Here is a 19,506-nt window from a genome sequence, read left to right as displayed (position 1 = left end):
GCTATCTTACGAATCATGACCATCGCCGCCACCCCCACACCGGACCCCGCGAACACGCCACCCGCAAAGGCCTCTCCGGCTGTTCCGGCCGCCCCAGCCGCTCCGGCCGCTCCGACTACTCCGGCCGCTCCAGCCGCCCTCAAGGCCGACATCAGGGATCGCATCACCACCCGTCACCGTGACGCCCTGCTCTCGCTGAGCCGCCGTATCCACGACCACCCCGAGCCGGCCTTCGAGGAGCACCGCGCCGCCGCGTGGTGCGCCGAACTCCTGGAGGAGCACGGCTACTTCGTCACCGCGCCCGCGTACGGCCTGAAGACGGCCTTCGAGGCCACGATCGGCAGCGGACCGACGACCGTCGCACTCGCCTGCGAGTACGACGCCCTGCCCGGACTCGGCCACGCCTGCGGCCACAACCTGATCGCGGCCGCGTCGGTGGGCGCGGCGCTGGGCCTCGCCCCGTACGCGGAGGAACTCGGCCTGACCGTCAAGGTCCTGGGCACTCCGGCGGAGGAACGGGGCGCGGGCAAGGCGCTGTTGATCGAGGCCGGCGCCTTCGACGGGGTGGACGCGGCGATGATGGTGCATCCGTGCCCGTTCGAGGTGGCGGAGTTCACCTCGTTCGCGCTCGGCACGCTGGAGGTGGAGTTCACCGGGAAGCCCGCGCACCCCAGCCTCGACGCCCACGAGGGCCGCAATGCCGCCGATGCGATGACGGTCGCGCAGGTCGCCATCGGCCTGCTCCGCCAGCAGTTGCCCCCGCACTGGAAGGTGCACGGCGTCACGACCTTCGCCGGCGAGCGGCCCAACCTGATCCCGCACCGGTCCACCGCCTCGTACGAGATACGCGCCGCCGCGGCCGGGGATCTGCGGGAGCTGCGCGAGCGCGTAGAGGCCTGCTTCCGCGCAGGGGCGCTCGCGACCGGCTGCGAAGTGACCTTGACCCGGCCCGAGCCCGACTATCTGGACTTCCGCACGGACTCGGAGCTGATCGCCCTGTGGCGCGCCAACGCCGCCGGACTCGGGCGCCCCGAGCCGGTGTCGAAGGACGCGTTCGCCTGTACGGACATGGGCAACGTCAGCCATCTCGTCCCGGCGATCCACCCGGTGCTCGACATCACGGGCGGGGCCTGCGGCCCGCACGAACCGGAGTTCGCGGCGGCCGCGCGCTCCCCGCGCGGCGAGCAGGCCCTCCTGGACGGAGCGGTCGGCCTCGCGTGGACGGCCGCGGATCTCGCCACCGCGCGCCGGAACCGAGGCCGCGTACACCGACCGCCCGCCCAGGAACCCCTGGGCGGGCGGCAGTCGGCGACGGATCACGGCAGCCGGCGGCTCACTTGGCGGTCAGCGCCGTCTTGATGTCGTCGAGCACGACCAGCGCCGCCAGCGGCCCGCCGCGCGTCGACCAGACCGAACCGTCCACGGTCGTCACGTGGTTGTTCTTCACCGCGCCCAGCTCCTTGTACGCCGGCTTGCCCTGGACCTCCTTGAGCGCCTTCTCACCGTCCGGCGTCAGGGTCGAGAGGAACAGCCAGTCGCCGTCGATCTCGTTGATCTTCTCCAGGCTGAGCGCGGGCGTGTGCGCATTGCCGTCCTTGTCCTGGGCCTTGGGCCGCTTCAGACCCATGTCCAGGGCGACCCCGCCGGCGAACTGCTTGTTCTCCATCCAGCTCGGCCCGTCCGGGTTCCAGCGCACGATGCTGACCTCGGACCCCTTGGCCTTGCCGAGTGCGTCACCGGCCGACTTGGCGGCGGAGTCGTAGTCGGCGATGACCTTGTTGGCGGCGTCCAGCTTGTTCACGGCGTTGCCGATGCCGCGCAGCGACAGCTTCCAGTCGTCGGTCGGCGCCATGGTGACCAGCGTGGCCGGGGTGATCTCACGCAGCTGCTTCAGGACACGCTCGTCCTGCATGTCGCCCGCGAGGATCAGGTCGGGCTTGGCGGCGATCACCTTGTCCATGACCGGCTGCAGGAGGTTGCCGACGACGGGCACGCCCTCGACCTCGTCCTCCAGATAGGCCGGCGGCTTGCTGAGGCCCTGGCCGTTGGTGATGCCTGCGGGCTTGAGCCCGAGGGCGAGCACCGCGTCCAGGTCTTCCTGGGTGAGGGTGACGATCCGCTTGGGGTTGGCGGGGACCTCTATCGCCTTGCCGGTGGCGTCCTTGACGGTACGGGTGCCGCCCGCGGCGGCCGCCTTGTCCGTGGACTTCGCCTTGCTCCCCTCCGAGTCGGAGCCGCCGCAGCCGGCGAGCAGCAGGGCGGCCGCTCCCGCGACGGCGAGTCCGCGCAGTGCACGACTGCCGGTGAGAGTAAGGGACTTCATGAGGATGCTCCGGATTGCGCTAGGGGACGTGAGAGCCGGCTCGGGGCCGGCCACAGGCATGCGTCGGGACGGCCGACCACCGGTGAGGGCGGGCGCCGACAACGAGCAGAGATTAGGTTAGCCTTACCTCATAAAGCAATCGCCTGCGGGTGACAGAAGAGATGAAAGGACCCCATTCCGGTGCAGATATCCGTCGAAGGTCTCAGCGCCGGTTATCCCGGCCACCCCGTGGTCCACGCGGTGGATCTCGAGGTCCCCAGCGGACGGGTGGTCGCCGTCGTGGGCCCCAACGGGTGCGGAAAATCAACGCTGTTGCGCACCATCGCGCGGCTGCACCCCCCGGAGTCCGGCCGGATCGGCGTCGGCGACACCGACATCTGGCGCGTGACCCAGCGCCGGGCCGCCCACCGCATCGCCTTGCTGCCCCAGTCCCCACAGGCTCCCGAGGCGGTCACGGTCGCGGGCCTGGTCCGCTACGGCCGCCATCCGCACCAGGGCCTGTTCCGCCAGTGGTCCCGCGAGGACGAGGAGGCGGTGCGCGACGCACTCGCCGCCACCGGTACCGCGTCCCTGGCCGACCGCCGCCTCGACCAGCTCTCCGGCGGCCAACGCCAGCGCTGCTGGCTCGCGATGGTGCTCGCGCAGCAGACCCCGGTGGTCCTGCTCGACGAGCCGACCAGCGCGCTGGATCTCGGCCACGCGGTCGAAGTCCTGGAACTCGTACGGGAGGTGGCCGCCGCGGGCCGTACGGTCCTGATGGTGCTGCACGACCTGGCCGGCGCCGCGCGCTACGCCGATGACATCGTCGCGATGCACGCGGGACGCGTGGTCGCCCACGGCCCGGCCCGCGAGGTCGTCACGGCCGGCCTCGTCCGGCAGCTCTACGGCATCGACGCCGATATCCTCCAAGCCCCGGGAGACGGCGCCCCGGTGGTGATCCCGACGGCGCGGGACCGGCTGCCCGCGTAGCCCCGCGGTGATCGCCGGTGGAGGAGACTTGCCGCATGGAACTCGTCTTCTCCGCCCAGGTGATCGAATGGCGCGGCCCGTCGCCCCACTACTTCGTTCCGGTGCCGGACGAGGAGTCCGCCGACATCCGCGAGGTGGCCGCAATGGCCACGTACGGCTGGGGAGTGATCCCGGTCCGCGCCCGGATCGGCGAGACCGCCTTCGAGACGTCGCTCTTCCCCAAGGACGGCGGTTACCTGCTACCACTCAAGGCCGCCGTACGCAAACCACAGGACCTGACGGCGGGGGACGACGTGACAGTGGAGATGACGGTCAGGCTCCGGACGTGACGGCCACCGGACCTGACAGGCACTGGACCCGCCGGGCACCGGACCTGCCGGACCCCGGACCTGAACCGTCAGGCTCCGCACCCGGAGGAACACCCCCGACGGCGCGCAGGCCTACGAATAGCGCGCCGCCAGCTCGCGTGCGACCTCGGCCATACGCTCCCGCAGCTCGGCGGGTCCGAGCACCTCGACCTCGGCCCCGAGCCGCAGGAGCTCCCCCACCGTGACGTCCGGTGACTCGACCGGCAGTTCGGCCAGATGCCGGCCCGGCCCGTCCGGGCGGCAGTTCGCCGCGAAGGCCGCGGCCTGCCGCCCCGTGAGGCGGGCCGCACCCGCATCGGTGAGGCGGACCAGGGCCGTACCGGTGTAGAGGCGGTCCTGGAACTCCTCCTGGTGCCGCCGCCAGTACGCGACCAGGTCGAAGTCGTCGGGCGCCGTGAACTCCTCCTCCATGGCGCGGGCTTGGAGGATCTGGTCGACGCGGTACGTGACCGGCCGCGGCCCGCTCACCACGTACCAGCGGCCCGCCTTGAGGACCAGGCCGTACGGTTCGAGACGCCGGTCCACCTCGGTTGGCTCCTTCCAGCGGCGGTAGCGCACTTGGAGCACCTTGCGGTTCCAGACCGCGTGGGCGACGTCCGTCAGATACGGGACCTCGTCGGCGTCCGCGTACCAGCCATGCGCGTCCAGGTGGAAGCGGGACTTGATACGGGCGCTGTGCGCGCGCAGTTCGGGCGGGAGCGCCGCCTCGACCTTGTGCTGGGCGGCGGTGAGCAGGGAGCCGAGACCGAGTTCGGCGGCGGCCCCCGGCACCGCGGAGAGGAACAGCGCCTCGGCCTCGCCCGTGGTGAGACCGGTCAGCCGGGTGCGCCAGCCGTCGACGAGCTGATAGCCGCCGTCGTGCCCGGCGTCCCCGTACAGCGGCACGCCCGCGGCGTGCAGCGCCTCGACATCGCGGTACACCGTGCGCACCGACACCTCGAGCTCCTCGGCGAGCTGCGCGGCCGTAAGACGGCCGCGGCTCTGCAGGAGCAGCAGGATCGAGACGAGACGACTGGACTTCACTGACACAAGATGTCAGTGAAGTCCTCCTACGGTCCAGGCATGGCTTTCAGCGAGAAGTACCTGTGGACGCCGCCGCCCCTGACCATGGGCGGTCGGCACATCAAGCGCTACCACGTCACCGCCGACCCGGCGGGCATCGCGCCGGACGTCGAGAAGGCGGCGTACGCGATCCTGCCCGAGCTGCTTCCGGAGGCGGACGGGACCCCGCCCGCGACGTTCGTGGTGCTGCACCGGGGCGGGGACGACGGCGCCTATCTCAACGCGTACAGCTGGGTCTGGGACAACGTGCTGCACTTCGCGGGCGCGGCCGCCGGTCAGCCGGTGCTCGACTGCCCGGACCGCGACCCCTCGCATTTTGTCCGGATCTCGTCGCCCTGGATCGGCTGCGTATGGGAGCTCCCGCCGCTCACCCACGAACGCGACGCATGGGTCCGCCACATGCTCGCGCCCGACTCCCCGGACCTGGACGGCTACCTCGCCGACTCCCTGCCGGAAGGCACCACAGGCCCGTTCGCGCCCCCGGCGTGACCTGCACAGGAACCCGCACGACCAGCACAGCGACCCGCACGACCACCAGGAGACCCCGCATGACCACCTCGTACGACTTCGACTTCCTCGTCGGCCGCTGGAATGTCCACCACCGCAAGGCACTCGACTTCCTCAACCCCGAGGCGGCCGGCTGGCAGGAGTTCGACTCCGTCACCGAAGGCGGCACGCACTTCGGCGGGGCCGCGCACTTCGACGAGAACGCGATGCCGGACTATTCGGGCCTCACGCTGCGGCTCTTCGACCAAGAGACCAAGGAGTGGTCGCTGTACTGGGCGGACAGCAGGTGCGGCAAGCTCTATCCGCCGGTGAAGGGACGGTTCGGTGACGACGGAACCGGGGAATTCTTCGGGGACGACAGCCACGAGGGCAAGCCGGTCAGGGTGCGCTTCCGCTGGTCGGACATCTCCGGGAGCACCGCCCGCTGGGAGCAGGCGTTCTCGGCCGACGACGGCCGCACCTGGGCCACGAACTGGATCATGGAGTTCGCCCGCGAGACGACGACGGGGCGGTGACCACGTCGTACAAATTCGGTGGAGATTACGCCACCGAAACTTACCCGCAAGTCAGTAATCTGTCCCACCCTCCTACCTTGTGGCCCCATTTAAGCGGCTGACCTGGACGTATCGGCACGGCGCCCGGAGCGGAACGCCCCCTCCCGCCCGGGCCCCGTGTGGGGTACCTTCACCGCGCATCAAGGAGCGCCACAAGGAGACCACTTGCGCGAGTTCACCTCACCTCCCCTGGCGTCCCCGGCGCCCGTGGTGGGCGGCCTGGCGGACGCGGTGTTCGACCATGCCCAGGAGGACCCGCTGCACATCGCCCTCGGCCGCAAGACCGACGGGCAGTTGACGGACGTCACCTCGGCCGAGTTCTGCGCCGAGGTGCTCGCCCTCGCCAAGGGGCTGCTCGCGCAAGGCGTACGGTTCGGCGACCGCGTCGCGATCATGTCCCGTACACGCTACGAGTGGACGCTCTTCGACTTCGCGCTGTGGACCGTCGGCGCCCAGGTCGTGCCGATCTATCCCACCTCCTCGGCCGAGCAGGTCTTCTGGATGCTGCACGACGCACAGGTCTCGTCCTGCGTCGTCGAGCACGAGGACCACGCGATGACCATCGGTTCGGTGATCGACCGGCTGCCCGCACTGAAGCGTCTGTGGCAGCTGGACGCGCAGGCGGTTGGTGAACTCACCGCGGCCGGCGAGCACATCGAGGACGAGATGGTGCACCGCCACCGCCGTGCGGTGATGCCCGACTCGGTCGCCACCGTCATCTACACCTCCGGCACCACGGGCCGCCCCAAGGGCTGTGTGATCACGCACGCCAACCTCATGTGGGAGTGCGACACCATCGCCGCCCGCTGGGAGCCCGTCTTCCACACGAAGCCCGGCGACGAGCCCTCGACGCTGCTCTTCCTGCCGCTCGCCCATGTCTTCGGACGGATGGTGCAGGTCGCCGCCGTACGCGCGAAGGTCAAGTTCGGCCATCAGCCCGAGCTGAGCGCGGCGGCGCTGCTTCCGGATCTGGCGGAGTTCCGGCCGACCTTCTTCCTCGCCGTGCCGTACATCTTCGAGAAGATCTTCCACGCGGCCCGCCGCAAGGCCGAACTGGGCGGAAAACTCGGCCCGTTCGAGAAGGCCGTGGACTGCGCGGTGAAGTACGCCGAGGCGCAGGAGCACAAGGCGTTCGGCACCGGGCCCGGCCCTTCGGCGGCGCTGCGGATGCAGCACAGCCTGTTCGAGAAGCTCGTCTACGCCAAGGTCCGCGAGGCCATGGGCGGGCGGGTGCGGCACGCCATGTCGGGCGGTTCGGGCATGGACCGCAGGCTCGGACTCTTCTACGCGGGCGCGGGCGTCCATATCTTCGAGGGGTACGGACTCACGGAGTCCACGGCCGCCGCGACCGCCAACCCGCCCGAGCGCACCCGCTTCGGCACCGTCGGCCTGCCCCTGCCCGGCACGACCGTGCACATCGCGGAGGACGGCGAGGTCTGGCTGCACGGCAGCCACATCTTCCAGGGCTACCTCGGCGACCCCAAGGCCACCGACGCCACGCTGCACGACGGCTGGCTCTCCACCGGGGACATCGGCGCCCTGGACGAGGACGGCTATCTGACGATCACCGGGCGCAAGAAGGAGATCCTGGTGACCTCGGGCGGCAAGTCCGTCTCGCCCGCGCAGCTCGAGGAGCGGGTGCGCGACCACCCGCTGGTCGCGCAGTGCATCGTGGTCGGCAACGACCGGCCGTACATCGCCGCCCTGGTCACCCTGGACTCCGACGCCGTGGAGCACTGGCTCGCCATGCGCGGCAAGCCCTCGCTCGAGCCCGCGGACCTGGTGCGCGATCCGGACCTGGAGATGGAGGTGCGGCGCGCGGTCGTGGCGGCCAACACCCTTGTCTCGCAGGCCGAATCCATTCGTACGTTCCGCATACTGGCCCACCAGTTCTCCGAGGAGCACGGGCTGCTCACGCCGTCCCTGAAGCTCAAGCGCAAGGCCATTGAGCAGGCGTACTCCACCGAGGTCGAGGCGCTCTACAGCAGCTGAGGTATCCCGGGACCACACTTGAGCGGGCCCGGGATACGCCCGCCTTCCGTTTCTGACGGGTCATCAATTGGCGATGCGTCACTTATTGACGGTTCATCAGGTCCCCCACAGAATGCGGAGACTTCGACGGAGGGACAGGGCCGTGTTGCGATCGTTCCGCGCCATCGCAGCAGCGTCGGCAGCGCTGCTGCTCGCCACTGCATGCAACTCAGCTTCCAACTCAGCCGGCGGCTCGGACAATCCGGGCAAGGGCGGTTCGGTACGGGGAGTGACCGACGACTCCATCAAGGTCGGCGGCATCGTCTCCATGACCACCGCGAGCGGCTACAGCAAGAAGGACACCGACCTGGGCGCCAAGGCCCGCTACGACCGCGCCAACGCGGAGGGCGGGATCAACGGCCGCAAGATCGACTACATCGGGGCCGAGGACGACGGCCAGGACCCGGGCAAGAACCTCACCGCGGCCCGCAAACTCGTCCAGCAGGAGAAGGTGTTCGCCGTCTCGCCGATGAGCTCGGTGACCTTCTCGGGCGCCGACCTCCTCAGCAAGGAGAAGGTGCCCACCTTCGGCTGGGGCACCATCCCGCAGTTCTGCAACAGCGAGTACATCTACGGGTTCAACGGCTGCCTCGTCCCGATGCCAGGCGGCACCATCACCCAGTCCTGGCCCGAGGGTCTCGCGCATGTGCTCGGCGGCGCGGAGGGCAAGTCGGTGGCGGTGCTCGCCAATGACAACGACGCCGGCAAGTTCGCCATCCGCACCTACCAGCAGGGCTTCGCGGCGGGCGGCTTCAAGGTCGCCTACGCCAAGGCCTCCGTGCCCGCGACCTCGACGCCGAGCGACTGGTCCGCGTACACCAAGGAGATCCTGCGCTCCAACGGCGGCAAGGCCCCCGATGTGGTCGTCTCCGTGATGCAGACCCCGTACAACATCGGTCTGTTCACCGCGCTCAAGCGCGCCGGCTACAAGGGTGTGCTGACCGACCCGACGGACTACGACCCGGGGCTGCTCGCCAAGGACACCACCGCGCAGGCGCTCGACGGCGTGCATGTCCTGCTCTCCTTCGAGCCGTTCGAGTCGGACAGCCCGCAGATGGCGCAGTTCAAGGAGGACATCAAGAAGGCCGCGGGCAAGGATGTGCCGCTCAACATGCACATGATGACCGGCTACATGTCCGCCGACTACTTCCTCTCCATCGCCGAGAAGGCCGGCAAGGACCTGACCGTGGACTCCTTCCAGAAGGCCGCGGCGGCCTACTCCGACACCGGCACGATGGTCGGCGACCGCTCGGGACCCAAGGGCCACAAGGAAGCGTTCGGCTGCGGTGCGCTCGTACAGCTGAAGGACGGCAAGTACGTGGTGTCCTCGCCCTTCAAGTGCTACGAACCCATCCCCTTCAAGTAGGGGGTCACGGGCATGGCTGACCTTCTTGGCTTCGTGCTGAGCGGTCTGGTCTCGGGTGCGCTGTACGCCCTGCTCGCGACCGGGCTCGTCCTGTCCTACTCGGCCTCCGGACTCTTCAACTTCGCCCACGGCGCCACCGCTTACCTGTGTGCGCTCGGCTTCCACGAGCTGCACTCGGGGTTCGGCTGGCCCGCGATACCGACCGCGATCCTGATGGTGTTCGTGATCGCACCGGCCCTCGGCTGGGCGCTCGACCGCCTGATGTTCCGCAAACTGGCACGGGTCGGCGAGACGGCGCAGATCGTCGCCACGATCGGTCTGCTCGTCGCGCTGCCCGCGCTCGGTCTGTGGGTGGTCGAACTCCTGGAGGACGCGGGCGCCTCCGTGGTGCCCGCGGAGAACCAGTTCGGCCTGCCGGGTGTCGGTCCTTCACCGGCCGAGTCATGGCAGCTGATGGACGGGGTCGGCATCGACTCCGACCAGCTGATCACCTGGGTGGCGACGGCGATCGTGGCGGTGGCGCTGTGGATCCTGATGCGGCACACACCGCTCGGGCTCAAGCTCCGCGCCTCCGTCGACAACCGCTCCCTGGTCGAGCTGCGCGGCATCAGCGCGGACCGGCTCTCGTCCCTTGCGTGGATGCTGTCCTCGGGTCTCGCCGGGCTCGCCGGAGTGCTCGCCACTCCCCTGCTCGCCCTGTCCGCGCACGACTACACGCTGTTCCTGTTCATCTCCGCGACCGCCGCGGTGCTCGGGCGCTTCATGTCCGTCCCGCTCGCCTTCGCGGGCGGGCTCGGGCTCGGGGTGCTGCAGAACCTGGTCGCGGGATACGCCTCGTTCGCGGACGGCATCACCGGATTCCGTACGGCGGTGCCGTTCCTGATCCTCTTCGCGGGGCTGCTCATCATGACCCGCCGGCAGCGCACCGCGGGCACGGCGGCCGTGGACGCTCCGCCGATCGACTATCTCGCGGGCAAGTCGTGGATACGGAAATGGGGTCCGTGGGCGACAGGGGCGGTGCTCCTGGCGCTGGCCTTCTACACGGTCACCACTCCGTTCTGGAGCGGCACCCTGACCCAAGGGCTCGCCATCTCCCTGGTGTTCATCTCGTTCACCGTGGTGACGGGACTCGGCGCGATGGTCTCCCTGGCCCAGGCGACCTTCGTCACCGGGGCCGCGATGGTGGCCGGGCTGCTGATGAGCCACGGCTGGCCATTCATCGGCGCGGCGGTGGTCGGCACCTGTGTGGCGGCCCTGCTCGGCGCGCTGGTCGCGCTGCCCGCGCTGCGGCTCGGCGGCCGCTCCCTGGCACTCGCGACGCTGGCGCTCGCGTTCCTCGCCGATCAAGTCCTGTTCCAGATGGGCTGGTTGCGCAACGGCGACACGGGCTGGGAGATCCCCCGCCCCGTCTTCGGCCCGGTCGATCTCACCGACGACCGCGCCATGGGCGTCGCCATGGTGGTCCTGGTGGTGGCGGCCGTCGCCGCGGTGAGCGCACTGCGCAACTCGCCCTCCGGACGCGCGATGCTCGCGGTCCGCTCGGCACCGGCGGCGGCGATGGCCTCGGGTGTCTCCGTGGTCCGCACGAAGCTCATGCTGTTCACGCTGTCGGCGGGGCTCGCGGGCTTCGGCGGCGTGATGTACGCCTCCTACCAGACCCGCATCACCGCCACGGACTTCACCGCGATGACCGGCCTCATCTGGCTCGCCGTCGTGGTCGCCGCCGGTGTGCGCAGGCCGCAGTTCGCGGTCGTGGCGGGACTGGTGTTCGCGATCATGCCGCCGCTGATCTCGGACTACGTGACCGAGTCCGCGCATCTTCCGGTGATCCTCTTCGGTCTGGCGGGCCTCGCGCTCGCCAACGATCCGGACGGCTACGCGGCGGCCGCCTCCGTACGGCGTCACCGGCGCAAGGCGGCCGTGCAGCACACTCCGACGACCGCGGTCACGCGCGAGGCCGGGCCGCCGCCGGAGGGCGCGGCGCTCGAACTGCGCGGTGTGCGGGCCGGATACGACGGCGCACCGGTCCTCACCGGGGTCGACCTCACGGTCCGCTCCGGCGAGATCCTCGCGCTGCTCGGACCCAACGGCGCCGGGAAGTCGACCACGTGCAAGGTCGCCGCCGGGCTCCTCACGGCGCAGGGCGGCACGGTGTACGTGTCCGGGCACGACGCCACCCGTCACGGTGCGGTACGGCGGGCGCGGGCCGGGGTCGTGCTCGCCCCCGAGGGCCGGGGCATCTTCCCCTCGCTCACCATCGAGGAGAACCTGGCGCTGCACCTGCCCTCACGCGAGGCGCGCGAGGAGGTCTACGCACGGTTCCCCTCCCTGTCGGAGCGCCGCAAGGTCACCGCAGGCTCCCTCTCGGGCGGCGAACAGCAGATGCTGGCGCTCGCGCCGCTGCTCCAGGATCCGCCCAAGGTGCTGATCGCCGACGAACCGTCGCTCGGTCTCGCCCCGCGGGTCGTGGACGAGGTGTTCCGGCTGCTCACCGAACTCCGGGACGCGGGAACGGCGTTGCTGCTCGTCGAGGAGAAGGCGGCGGAGATCCTGGGCGTCGCGGACACGGTGGCGTACCTGTCCCAGGGCAAGGTGACGTGGTGCGGTCCGCGCACCGAGGTCCAGGCGGACCGGCTGACGGAGGCGTACCTGGGGATCGCGGGCACGGACGGGTCGACGGCGGGCGGCGGCGGTGACGCCGGTGCAGGGGCGGATGCCGACGCCGGGGCGGTCGAGGAGCCCAGGACGCGAACCGACACCGGGACGGGCGAGAAGCCCCGGACGCGAACCGACACCGGGACGGGCGAGAAGCCCCGCACGGGAACCGACACCGACACCGACAGCGGCACCGACTCCGACTCCGACTCCGACTCCGACTCCGACGGCACCAGTACCCGCACCAGCACGGATCCATCCGAGTCGTCCTCGACGGAGGTGGCCAGGCCATGAGCAGATACATCCTGGAGGCCTCCCGCATCGGCGTCCGCTTCGGCGGCATCAAGGCCCTCACCGATGTCTCGCTCGGTGTCGCGCCGGGTGAGGTCTGCGGTCTGATCGGTCCGAACGGCGCCGGCAAGACCACTCTGTTCGACGTGGTCTCCGGCATCCGCAGGCCCGACGACGGCCGGGTGCTCCTCGACGGTACGGACATCACGCGCCGCTCCCCGGTCTGGCGGGCGCGGCACGGGATGCGCCGTACGTTCCAGCGCCAGCAGCTGTTCGGCCAGCTCACGGTGGCCGACAACCTGGTGGTGGCCCAGGAGTGGCGGGGCGGAGGGGGCGGCCTCGCCGCCGACCTGCTGTCCTCGCCGACCCGGCGCGCGCGGGAGACAGCACGCCGGAAGCGGGCCGCGGAGGTCCTGCGCTCCTGCGGCCTCAAGCACCTCGCCGAGGACTACGCGGGCGCCCTGCCGGTGGGCCGGGCCCGCATGGTCGAACTGGCCCGGGCCCTGGCCGACCCGCCGCGCGTCCTGCTCCTGGACGAGCCGGCCTCGGGCATGACGGCCGAGGAACGCTCCCAACTTGCGTCGGTCATCCGCCACTTGGCGAACGAGGAGGGCTGCGCGGTCCTCCTCGTCGAGCACAACGTCGCTTTCGTCATGGAACTCTGCGCCCGCGTCATCGTCCTCGACCTGGGCACAGTCCTGGCCGAGGGCCCGGCAGCAGAAGTCCGCGCAGACCCGAAGGTGAGGGAGGCGTACCTGGGAACGGCGGCGTAACTTCAGCCCCTGCGGCGTTTGAGCAGATCCGAACGAAGTTCGGATGAGGGGGTCCGGGGCGAAGCCCCGGTTTCGGGAAGGGGCGGGGTGGGGAAAAGGCCCGCCGTCGGCGCAACGGCGGCCCACCCCCACCCCGAGCCCTCTGACCGCACGCGGTCAAGCCGAGGGACCGTTAGGGTCGAAGATGAACAAACAGGCCCCACCCCACCACGCAAAGGATCAAGAGCTCGTGAGCAAGGTCCCCACCATCACCCTCAACAACGGCGTCCCGATGCCCCAGCTCGGCTTCGGCGTCTGGCAGGTGCCGGACGCCGAGGCGACCGGGGCTGTCGCCACCGCCCTGGAGGCCGGGTACCGCAGCATCGACACCGCCGCCGTCTACGGCAACGAGGCGGGTACCGGCAAGGCCCTCACCACCTCCGGGATCGCCCGCGAGGAGCTCTTCGTCACCACGAAGCTCTGGAACTCCGACCAGGGCTACGACTCCACGCTCCGCGCCTTCGACACCTCGCTGGCCAAGCTCGGCCTCGACTACGTCGACCTGTACCTCATCCACTGGCCGCTACCGTCGAAGGACCTGTACCTCGACACGTACAAGGCCTTCGAGAAGATCTACGAGTCCGGCCGCGCGAAGGCGATCGGCGTCTCGAACTTCACCGTCGAGACCTTGGAGCGCCTGCTCGGCGAGACCTCTGTCGTGCCGGTCATCAACCAGATCGAGCTGCACCCGCAGCTGCAGCAGGCCGAACTGCGCGCCCTGCACGCCAAGCACTCCATCGCCACCGAGGCCTGGTCGCCGCTCGGCTCGGGCAAGGGCCTGCTCGAGGTGCCGACGATCGTCGCGATCGCCCGGAAGCACGGCCGCACCCCGGCCCAGATCGTGCTGCGCTGGCACCTCCAGGTCGGCAACGTGGTGATCCCGAAGTCCGTCACCCCCTCGCGGATCGCCGAGAACATCGACGTCTTCGACTTCGAGCTCGACACCGAGGACCTCACCGCGCTCGCCGCCCTCGACGAGGGCAAGCGCCTGGGCCCGGACCCGGCCGTCTTCGACGTCGCCTGATCGCCGGCCGCCGGCCACCTGCCGCCGGATCCCCTCGCACGGCCTGAGCCGCCGCCCGTACAAGACGGGTGCCGGCTCAGACCGTGCGTCCGGCGGCCGTGTGCGCCTCGACCGCGGCGGCGAGCATCTGCCGTACGTCCGGCGGTAACGCACCGCCCGTGACGGAGTCCACCAGGTCCTGGGCGAGGCGGTGCAGCTTGGTGTTGCTGTGCTGCGACACCTCGACGAGCACGCTCCACGCGTCGTCCGGATTGAGCGCGAACGACGCCATCAGCACACCCCTGGCCATGTCGATGACCGGACGTGTCTCCATGGCCCGCCGCAGCTGCACCACTTCGAGAAAGAGATCCTGCGCCGCGTCCACGGGCAGACCGCCCGCCGGCTCCTGCCGAGCGTCATCCTGGTCCTCGCCCACCGGCGTGACGGGTGCACTCTCGGACATGAACAGCGGCCGGGTGTGCGTGACATCGAGCAGCCGTCCCACTGCGGTGCTCACCTCCCGTACGGTGACCGTCTTGCCGCTGTCCAGCGCCTGTCCGCGGATCAGCAGCAAGGTGTTGAGATCTGAGCAGTGGCAGAACTCCACCTTGCCCAGGTCGAGTTCGATCCCTCCGCGCGCACGCCCGAGCGCCTCGCGCAGCGTTCCGTACAGCAGCGGCGCCGCCTGCGCGTCGACGTCGCCGCCCACCACGACCAGCCAGCGGTCGCCGACGACATGGACGCCGAGCTCCAGCGGGCGCGCACAGTCGGCCGACGAACTCGACTGCTCTGCCATGACGTTGACTCCCCGAGCTCTTCCTGCGCACAGGTACGTTCCACTCCCCTAAAGCCTCCGCATGAGAGCTTCACCCGTCAAGAGATGCCCGAAAGAGATTTCGTCTATTGCAATACGCCAATCCTGATTCGCCTGTTGGAATACGCGAAAGCAACGTCCTATGCTGAACGGATGGGAGCTGTACCTGAAGCACACTCGGGCTGGACGTTCCTCACCAACCACGCCCGGGTGCTTGCCGCGATCGCCGACGACCCCTCCGCCCGCATCCGCGACATCGCCGCGCACTGCAGACTCACGGAGCGTGCGGTCCAGCGGATCATCGCCGACCTGGAATCCGCGGATTACCTCTCGCACACGCGGCAGGGCCGGTCCAACACGTACCGGATCGAGGAAGGCACGCCACTGCGTCATCCGGCCGATGCCGGCGTGACGGTGGCGACCCTGCTCGCGCTTCTCGCCCGGCATGACGAGGAGCGCGGCAGCCAGCCGGCGCACCCTTGATCGGACCATTTGCCGGTTTCGCGGCGTCTGCTTCTGCCGACAGCAGAACGTTCCGGCACGCCAGGCCGCACCTCCCCTCCTAGGCTGGAGAGGTGAGCAGCCACGAGAGCAGGTCCAAAGACGCCCGTGTCATCCAGCTGCGGCCCGGCGGACGCTCCGCGCCCCAGGCCGCCCCGCCCCGGGAGCCGCTCTGGCGGGACCTCGTCGGCGATGTCCTGCGCAGTGAACGGCTCGCGCAGCAGCGGACGTTGAAGGACGTCGCGGACGAGGCGCGCATCTCGATGCCGTATCTCTCCGAGGTCGAACGCGGACGCAAGGAGGCCTCGTCCGAGGTGCTCGCCGCCGCGGCCCGGGCCCTCGGTCTCTCCCTCGCCGAGCTGCTCGGACGGGTGCAGGGCGAGATCGTGAAGGTCACCGCCCTCACCTCCGTCGCACCCGCGCAGGCCTCGACGGGCGTCTCGACGAGCGTGTCCACGCTCGGCCGGGGCGAGGTCCGGCTCGCGGCCTGAACACACGGGAGCGGGGTCCCGCTCGCGGCCTGAACACACTCAAGTGGGGTCCGGCAGACGGCCGGACCCCACCTTTGCTGTGCCGTACCTCAGGCCGCCCGCACCAGACGGCGGCTCAAAATCTCGTCCGCGAGTCCGTACGCCACGGCCTCCTCGGCCGTGAACACCTTGTCGCGGTCCATGTCGGCCCGCAGGGTCGCCACGTCATGGCGGGTATGCCGGGCGAGCACCTCCTCGACCTGCGACCGGATCCGCACCATCTCCTTTGCCTGCAGGGCGAGATCGGAGACCGTGCCCTGCGACCCGCCGGCCGCGGGCTGCCCGAGCAGCACCCGCGCGTGCTCCAGGATGAACCGCCGCCCGGGATCACCGCCGGCGAGCAGCACCGCCGCGGTGGAGGCGGCCTGGCCCACACAGAACGTGGCGATCGGGGCGGTGATGAACGACATCGTGTCGTAGATCGCCATCAGCGAAGTGAACGATCCACCCGGCGAGTTGAGGTAGATCGAGATCTCCCGCTCGGGCGCCGAGGACTCCAGGTGCAGCAGCTGCGCGATGATGACGTTGGCGACGCCGTCGTCGATCTCCGTGCCGAGGAAGACGATCCGCTCGGAGAGCAGACGGCTGTAGATGTCGGCGACCCGCTCACCCTGCGCAGTGCGCTCGATGACGCTCGGAATCGTGTACTGCCCCATCGTCAGACCCCCAGTCCGATACGCGGCTTCGCACTCTTCGGCCGTACGTCGTCGAGGGAGGCGAGCACGTGGTCGACCATCCCGTACTCCTTGGCCTGTTCGGCCGTGAACCACCGGTCGCGGTCGCCGTCGCGCGCGATGGTCTCCGGGCTCTGCCCGGTGTGCTCGGCCGTGAGGCGCTCCATGGACTTCTTCATGAACTCCAGGTTCTCCGCCTGGATCGCGATGTCCGCGGTCTGCCCGCCGATGCCGGCGGACGGCTGGTGCATCATGATCCGCGCGTTCGGCAGGGCATAGCGCTTGCCCGGGGCGCCGACGCAGAGCAGGAACTGGCCCATGCTCGCGGCGAATCCCATCGCGAGCGTCGAGACGTCGTTGGGGATCAGCCGCATCGTGTCGTAGATCGCGAGCCCGGCGTGCACGGAGCCGCCGGGGCTGTTGATGTACAGGCTGATGTCGGTGCGCGCGTCCTCGGCGCTCAGGAGCAGCAGCTGCGAGCAGATCCGGTTCGCGGACACCTCGTCGACCTGGGTGCCCAGGAACACGATGCGCTGGCTGAGGAGTTGGGCGGCGAGGTGGTCGTCGTAGCGGCTGGGGGCGGTGTCGCCGTCGTTCGCATACGGGATCATCGCTCCTCCTTACGTGGTGGGTGCCGGCTTGCTGTGTCTCCACCTTCGGCGCCCGGGATCGCCGGCGTAAGGGATCTTGGCCCTCGGCAGATTCGCCGAGGGCAGAGCGCATCCGACGACGACCGCGCTACGGCTGCTTCACCGCGAAGTGCACGCTCTGCGCGCCGAGTACGAATACGTCGTCGCGCCGGTGCAGGCTCAGCTCGTCCGCGGGGTCGAGGAGCCGGTCGAGCGCGGCGCGGTCCTCGGCGTCCAGGTGCTCGCCGACCATCTCTCGGCTGCGCGTGAACGTGTCCAGGATGTGCGCGCGGGCCTCGGGCGAGGGCGGGGCGGGCCGGTCGATCAGGTAGCTGCGGGTGGCGGTGGGGCGCAGGCCGGCCGCCACCAGCATCGCGGGCCAGTGCTCGGTCTCGCGCTTGGCGCCGTGCAGGGACTCGCGCATCTCGTTGAACCAGTTGTCGCGTACGGCCTCGATCCGGTTCTCCAGACCCGGCCGTCCGAACCCGAAGTCCCTGGGCAGGAAGCGCGTGGACAGACCGCCTTCGAGCAGCACGAGCACACCGCCGGGGGCCAGGGATCCGGCGAGCTTGGTGAGGGCGGCCTGCTGGTCGCCCATGTGGTGCAGGGACTGGCCGAGCCAGATGACATCGGCCTGCCCGAGCGCGTCGAGCCCGTCGGGGAGCTCGGCCTCGTGCGTCCGTACGCGGGTGTCGAGGCCCTTGTTCTTGGCGCGCTCCTGCGCCCGCTCGAGCAGCGGGCGGGCCGCGTCCACCGCGTACGCCTCGGCCTCGGGGAAGGCCTCGGCGAGGCGGCAGGTGAGGATGCCCGGGCCGGCGCCCGCGTCGAAGATGCGCTTGGGGGTGTGGGAGCGGTCGCGGAGGTCGGCGGCGAGGTCCTCGATGATGCCCGTGTACTGCGGGGCGAAGACGGTGGCGCGCTGCTCCAGGTACTCGGCCATCGCGCCCCAGTCGAGGTCCTTGCTCTCATGGGCGTGAGCGTGGGCGTGCGTGTGGCTGTGGCTCGCGTGGTCGGTGTGGCTGCCGTGGTTGTGCCCGTCATGTGCCATGTCTGTCTCCCGCGCCGTGTGCGTCCTCATCGGTCGCCTCCAGCGTCCGGGCCTCCGGGCGGGGTGGCAAGTTCTGTTGCGGTTCCGGCAAACCCAGCCCGTCCGGCGTTTGAGGACGGCGGGGTCTGGGGGCGCAGCCCCAGTGGGGGTGCAGGGGGCAGAGCCCTCGGTTTCGGGAAGGGGCGGGGTGGGGGCTAGAAACGCTGGAGCGCGACCAGACGGAAGCGGGGCTCGGGGCGCGGCCCGTCCGGGTCCGGCAGGGACTCCACCGCCCCGGCGAGCGCCTCCAGGTCCGGGCCCACCGCAGCCACCCGCGAGACATACCGGCCCGCCCGCAGCGCAGCGGCCACCGTCCGCGGCGAGCGCCCCTGGCCATGACCGGGGAAGACGGTCTCAGCCACGGTACGCAGCCCGTGCCGTCCCGCCGCCGCGCACACCAGCTCGAACTCGTCCGACGCATGCGGCCGCAGATACGGAGCAAACACCGCGTCGATGTCCGAGCCCACATTGTGCCCGGCATCCTTGTCCACCGTGGCCAGGAGCACCCCACCCGGCCGCAGCACCCGCGCACACTCCGCGAGCACCGGCTCCACGTCCGGCAGCAGATGCAGCAGCCACACCGCGCTGACCGCATCGAACGCGCCCGCGGCGAACGGCAGTCGCGTGCCGTCGCCAAGGACGACGCGCCCCGGCAGCCGCTCGGCCGCCCGCGCCGCCATCCCGAACGCCGCGTCCACGCCCATCACTTGCAGGCCGGGACGACCAAGCCGCTCCGTCACGATCCCCGTACCGCAGGCCAGGTCGAGCAGTCGCCGGGCGTCCGCCGGAAGGAGCCCGCGTACCGCGGCGGCCGCGGCCTCGGCCCGCGGCACCCCGCCGCGCGTACGGTCGTAGACGGCGGCCTCGGCGGTGTAGTCCAGCACTCAGCTCGCTCCGTATCCTTCGATGGTGCAGTCCAGCACTCAGCTCGCTCCGTGTCCTGCGGCCAGCGCCTCCACGCGCTCGGCGAGCGCGAAGTCGAGCTCGGTGACGGCGCCGCCGACGCTGTGCGTGTTCACGGACAAACCGACGGTGTTGTAGCCGAGCGTGAGGTCCGAGTGGTGGTCCAACTCCTCCTGGACCTGGGCGATATGCACCACCATCGCGGTCGCCGCGAAATGCGATCCGAGACGGTAGGTGCGCTCGAGGCGGTCAACGGCGAGTGACCAGCCGGGCAGTTCGCGCAGGCGGTCCTCGATGTCCTTCTGCGACAGCGGTTCGACAGACATGGCGTACTCCTCAGCTACGCGCCGGAAACCCATCGGCACCTTCAGCGTGCCACAGACCTGCGACGACGGATGCCCCGCGGTCGCACGGATGCTCTACCGTC

20 protein-coding genes are annotated in these 19,506 nt (G+C 70.3%); 12 read left to right on the top strand and 8 right to left on the bottom strand.

Annotated features, from left to right (window positions below; all coding sequences use genetic code 11):
• Nucleotides 1–15 precede the first annotated feature (15 nt).
• Nucleotides 16–1,359: a M20 family metallopeptidase gene (locus H9Y04_RS12745; RefSeq protein ID WP_187813928.1), complete on the top strand. Its 1,344-nt coding sequence runs from the start codon at nucleotides 16–18 to the stop codon at nucleotides 1,357–1,359.
• On the opposite strand, the gene H9Y04_RS12740 is transcribed toward H9Y04_RS12745, so the two are convergent.
• Nucleotides 1,334–2,323, bottom strand: coding sequence for an ABC transporter substrate-binding protein (locus H9Y04_RS12740; RefSeq protein WP_187813927.1), 990 nt, complete (start codon nucleotides 2,321–2,323; stop codon nucleotides 1,334–1,336). The genes H9Y04_RS12745 and H9Y04_RS12740 overlap by 26 nt on opposite strands.
• A 180-nt stretch (nucleotides 2,324–2,503) precedes the next feature.
• Between H9Y04_RS12740 and H9Y04_RS12735 the strand changes: the two genes are divergently transcribed.
• Both H9Y04_RS12735 and H9Y04_RS12730 read left to right on the top strand, forming a co-directional pair.
• The gene (locus H9Y04_RS12735; RefSeq protein ID WP_187813926.1) at nucleotides 2,504–3,292 is read left to right on the top strand and encodes an ABC transporter ATP-binding protein; all 789 of its coding nucleotides are present in this window, start codon (nucleotides 2,504–2,506) and stop codon (nucleotides 3,290–3,292) included.
• Nucleotides 3,293–3,327: 35 nt separating this feature from the next.
• The gene (locus tag H9Y04_RS12730) at nucleotides 3,328–3,621 is read left to right on the top strand and encodes a DUF1905 domain-containing protein (protein WP_187813925.1); all 294 of its coding nucleotides are present in this window, start codon (nucleotides 3,328–3,330) and stop codon (nucleotides 3,619–3,621) included.
• 111 nt (nucleotides 3,622–3,732) lie between these two features.
• Here the strand turns inward: H9Y04_RS12730 and H9Y04_RS12725 are convergent, their stop codons facing one another.
• Nucleotides 3,733–4,683, bottom strand: coding sequence for a helix-turn-helix transcriptional regulator (locus tag H9Y04_RS12725; RefSeq protein WP_187813924.1), 951 nt, complete (start codon nucleotides 4,681–4,683; stop codon nucleotides 3,733–3,735).
• A gap of 39 nt (nucleotides 4,684–4,722) precedes the next feature.
• Between H9Y04_RS12725 and H9Y04_RS12720 the strand changes: the two genes are divergently transcribed.
• The 7 genes from H9Y04_RS12720 to H9Y04_RS12690 all read left to right on the top strand — a co-directional run bounded on the left by H9Y04_RS12720 (nucleotide 4,723) and on the right by H9Y04_RS12690 (nucleotide 13,962).
• Nucleotides 4,723–5,211 (top strand): hypothetical protein, encoded by a 489-nt coding sequence (locus H9Y04_RS12720; protein WP_187813923.1) that lies wholly within the window; start codon nucleotides 4,723–4,725, stop codon nucleotides 5,209–5,211.
• 59 nt (nucleotides 5,212–5,270) lie between these two features.
• Complete coding sequence (locus H9Y04_RS12715) at nucleotides 5,271–5,744, top strand: hypothetical protein (RefSeq protein ID WP_187813922.1); 474 nt, start codon at nucleotides 5,271–5,273, stop codon at nucleotides 5,742–5,744.
• Nucleotides 5,745–5,948: 204 nt separating this feature from the next.
• Nucleotides 5,949–7,775, top strand: coding sequence for an AMP-dependent synthetase/ligase (locus tag H9Y04_RS12710; RefSeq protein ID WP_187813921.1), 1,827 nt, complete (start codon nucleotides 5,949–5,951; stop codon nucleotides 7,773–7,775).
• Nucleotides 7,776–7,917: 142 nt separating this feature from the next.
• Nucleotides 7,918–9,180, top strand: a complete 1,263-nt coding sequence (locus H9Y04_RS12705) for an ABC transporter substrate-binding protein (protein ID WP_187813920.1) — start codon at nucleotides 7,918–7,920, stop codon at nucleotides 9,178–9,180.
• A gap of 12 nt (nucleotides 9,181–9,192) precedes the next feature.
• Complete coding sequence (locus H9Y04_RS12700) at nucleotides 9,193–12,129, top strand: ABC transporter permease subunit (protein ID WP_236070783.1); 2,937 nt, start codon at nucleotides 9,193–9,195, stop codon at nucleotides 12,127–12,129.
• On the top strand, nucleotides 12,126–12,899 hold the full coding sequence (locus H9Y04_RS12695; protein WP_187813919.1) for an ABC transporter ATP-binding protein: 774 nt from the start codon (nucleotides 12,126–12,128) through the stop codon (nucleotides 12,897–12,899). The genes H9Y04_RS12700 and H9Y04_RS12695 overlap by 4 nt, the downstream gene beginning before the upstream one ends.
• A gap of 229 nt (nucleotides 12,900–13,128) precedes the next feature.
• Nucleotides 13,129–13,962, top strand: a complete 834-nt coding sequence (locus H9Y04_RS12690; protein ID WP_187813918.1) for an aldo/keto reductase — start codon at nucleotides 13,129–13,131, stop codon at nucleotides 13,960–13,962.
• Nucleotides 13,963–14,038: 76 nt separating this feature from the next.
• Here the strand turns inward: H9Y04_RS12690 and H9Y04_RS12685 are convergent, their stop codons facing one another.
• The gene (locus H9Y04_RS12685) at nucleotides 14,039–14,737 is read right to left on the bottom strand and encodes an ANTAR domain-containing protein (RefSeq protein WP_187813917.1); all 699 of its coding nucleotides are present in this window, start codon (nucleotides 14,735–14,737) and stop codon (nucleotides 14,039–14,041) included.
• Nucleotides 14,738–14,908: 171 nt separating this feature from the next.
• Between H9Y04_RS12685 and H9Y04_RS12680 the strand changes: the two genes are divergently transcribed.
• Both H9Y04_RS12680 and H9Y04_RS12675 read left to right on the top strand, forming a co-directional pair.
• Nucleotides 14,909–15,238 carry a helix-turn-helix transcriptional regulator gene (locus tag H9Y04_RS12680; RefSeq protein WP_187813916.1) on the top strand — a complete coding sequence of 110 codons (330 nt, stop codon included), beginning with the start codon at nucleotides 14,909–14,911 and terminating at the stop codon, nucleotides 15,236–15,238.
• Between the two features lie 92 nt (nucleotides 15,239–15,330).
• Nucleotides 15,331–15,747: a helix-turn-helix domain-containing protein gene (locus H9Y04_RS12675; protein ID WP_187813915.1), complete on the top strand. Its 417-nt coding sequence runs from the start codon at nucleotides 15,331–15,333 to the stop codon at nucleotides 15,745–15,747.
• Nucleotides 15,748–15,836: 89 nt separating this feature from the next.
• On the opposite strand, the gene H9Y04_RS12670 is transcribed toward H9Y04_RS12675, so the two are convergent.
• From H9Y04_RS12670 to H9Y04_RS12650, 5 genes are all read right to left on the bottom strand, one after another.
• A complete protein-coding gene (locus H9Y04_RS12670; RefSeq protein ID WP_187813914.1) occupies nucleotides 15,837–16,442 on the bottom strand; it encodes a ClpP family protease in 606 nt (201 codons plus the stop codon).
• Nucleotides 16,443–16,444: 2 nt separating this feature from the next.
• Complete coding sequence (locus H9Y04_RS12665) at nucleotides 16,445–17,071, bottom strand: ATP-dependent Clp protease proteolytic subunit (protein ID WP_187813913.1); 627 nt, start codon at nucleotides 17,069–17,071, stop codon at nucleotides 16,445–16,447.
• Between the two features lie 127 nt (nucleotides 17,072–17,198).
• Nucleotides 17,199–18,137 carry a class I SAM-dependent methyltransferase gene (locus tag H9Y04_RS12660; RefSeq protein WP_187813912.1) on the bottom strand — a complete coding sequence of 313 codons (939 nt, stop codon included), beginning with the start codon at nucleotides 18,135–18,137 and terminating at the stop codon, nucleotides 17,199–17,201.
• 194 nt (nucleotides 18,138–18,331) lie between these two features.
• On the bottom strand, nucleotides 18,332–19,060 hold the full coding sequence (locus tag H9Y04_RS12655) for a class I SAM-dependent methyltransferase (RefSeq protein ID WP_187813911.1): 729 nt from the start codon (nucleotides 19,058–19,060) through the stop codon (nucleotides 18,332–18,334).
• A 39-nt stretch (nucleotides 19,061–19,099) separates the two neighbouring features.
• On the bottom strand, nucleotides 19,100–19,405 hold the full coding sequence (locus H9Y04_RS12650) for a 4a-hydroxytetrahydrobiopterin dehydratase (protein ID WP_187813910.1): 306 nt from the start codon (nucleotides 19,403–19,405) through the stop codon (nucleotides 19,100–19,102).
• Nucleotides 19,406–19,506 lie beyond the last annotated feature (101 nt).

Source organism: Streptomyces polyasparticus, assembly GCF_014493765.1.
In the GTDB taxonomy this organism is placed as follows: Bacteria; Actinomycetota; Actinomycetes; order Streptomycetales; family Streptomycetaceae; genus Streptomyces; species Streptomyces polyasparticus.
The sequence above is the reverse complement of the archived record's forward strand: the minus strand, read 5'-3'. Positions and strand labels throughout refer to the sequence as shown.

Bases quoted from the DNA above. Each gene is read 5' to 3' on its own strand.
- H9Y04_RS12740 (WP_187813927.1), bottom strand. From the start codon at position 2,323: ATGAAGTCCCTTACTCTCACCGGCAGTCGTGCACTGCGCGGACTCGCC.
- H9Y04_RS12700 (WP_236070783.1), top strand. From the start codon at position 9,193: ATGGCTGACCTTCTTGGCTTCGTGCTGAGCGGTCTGGTCTCGGGTGCG.
- H9Y04_RS12670 (WP_187813914.1), bottom strand. From the start codon at position 16,442: ATGGGGCAGTACACGATTCCGAGCGTCATCGAGCGCACTGCGCAGGGT.
- H9Y04_RS12685 (WP_187813917.1), bottom strand. From the start codon at position 14,737: ATGGCAGAGCAGTCGAGTTCGTCGGCCGACTGTGCGCGCCCGCTGGAG.
- H9Y04_RS12715 (WP_187813922.1), top strand. From the start codon at position 5,271: ATGACCACCTCGTACGACTTCGACTTCCTCGTCGGCCGCTGGAATGTC.
- H9Y04_RS12730 (WP_187813925.1), top strand. From the start codon at position 3,328: ATGGAACTCGTCTTCTCCGCCCAGGTGATCGAATGGCGCGGCCCGTCG.
- H9Y04_RS12720 (WP_187813923.1), top strand. From the start codon at position 4,723: ATGGCTTTCAGCGAGAAGTACCTGTGGACGCCGCCGCCCCTGACCATG.
- H9Y04_RS12665 (WP_187813913.1), bottom strand. From the start codon at position 17,071: ATGATCCCGTATGCGAACGACGGCGACACCGCCCCCAGCCGCTACGAC.
- H9Y04_RS12660 (WP_187813912.1), bottom strand. From the start codon at position 18,137: ATGGCACATGACGGGCACAACCACGGCAGCCACACCGACCACGCGAGC.
- H9Y04_RS12680 (WP_187813916.1), top strand. From the start codon at position 14,909: ATGGGAGCTGTACCTGAAGCACACTCGGGCTGGACGTTCCTCACCAAC.
- H9Y04_RS12650 (WP_187813910.1), bottom strand. From the start codon at position 19,405: ATGTCTGTCGAACCGCTGTCGCAGAAGGACATCGAGGACCGCCTGCGC.
- H9Y04_RS12695 (WP_187813919.1), top strand. From the start codon at position 12,126: ATGAGCAGATACATCCTGGAGGCCTCCCGCATCGGCGTCCGCTTCGGC.
- H9Y04_RS12745 (WP_187813928.1), top strand. From the start codon at position 16: ATGACCATCGCCGCCACCCCCACACCGGACCCCGCGAACACGCCACCC.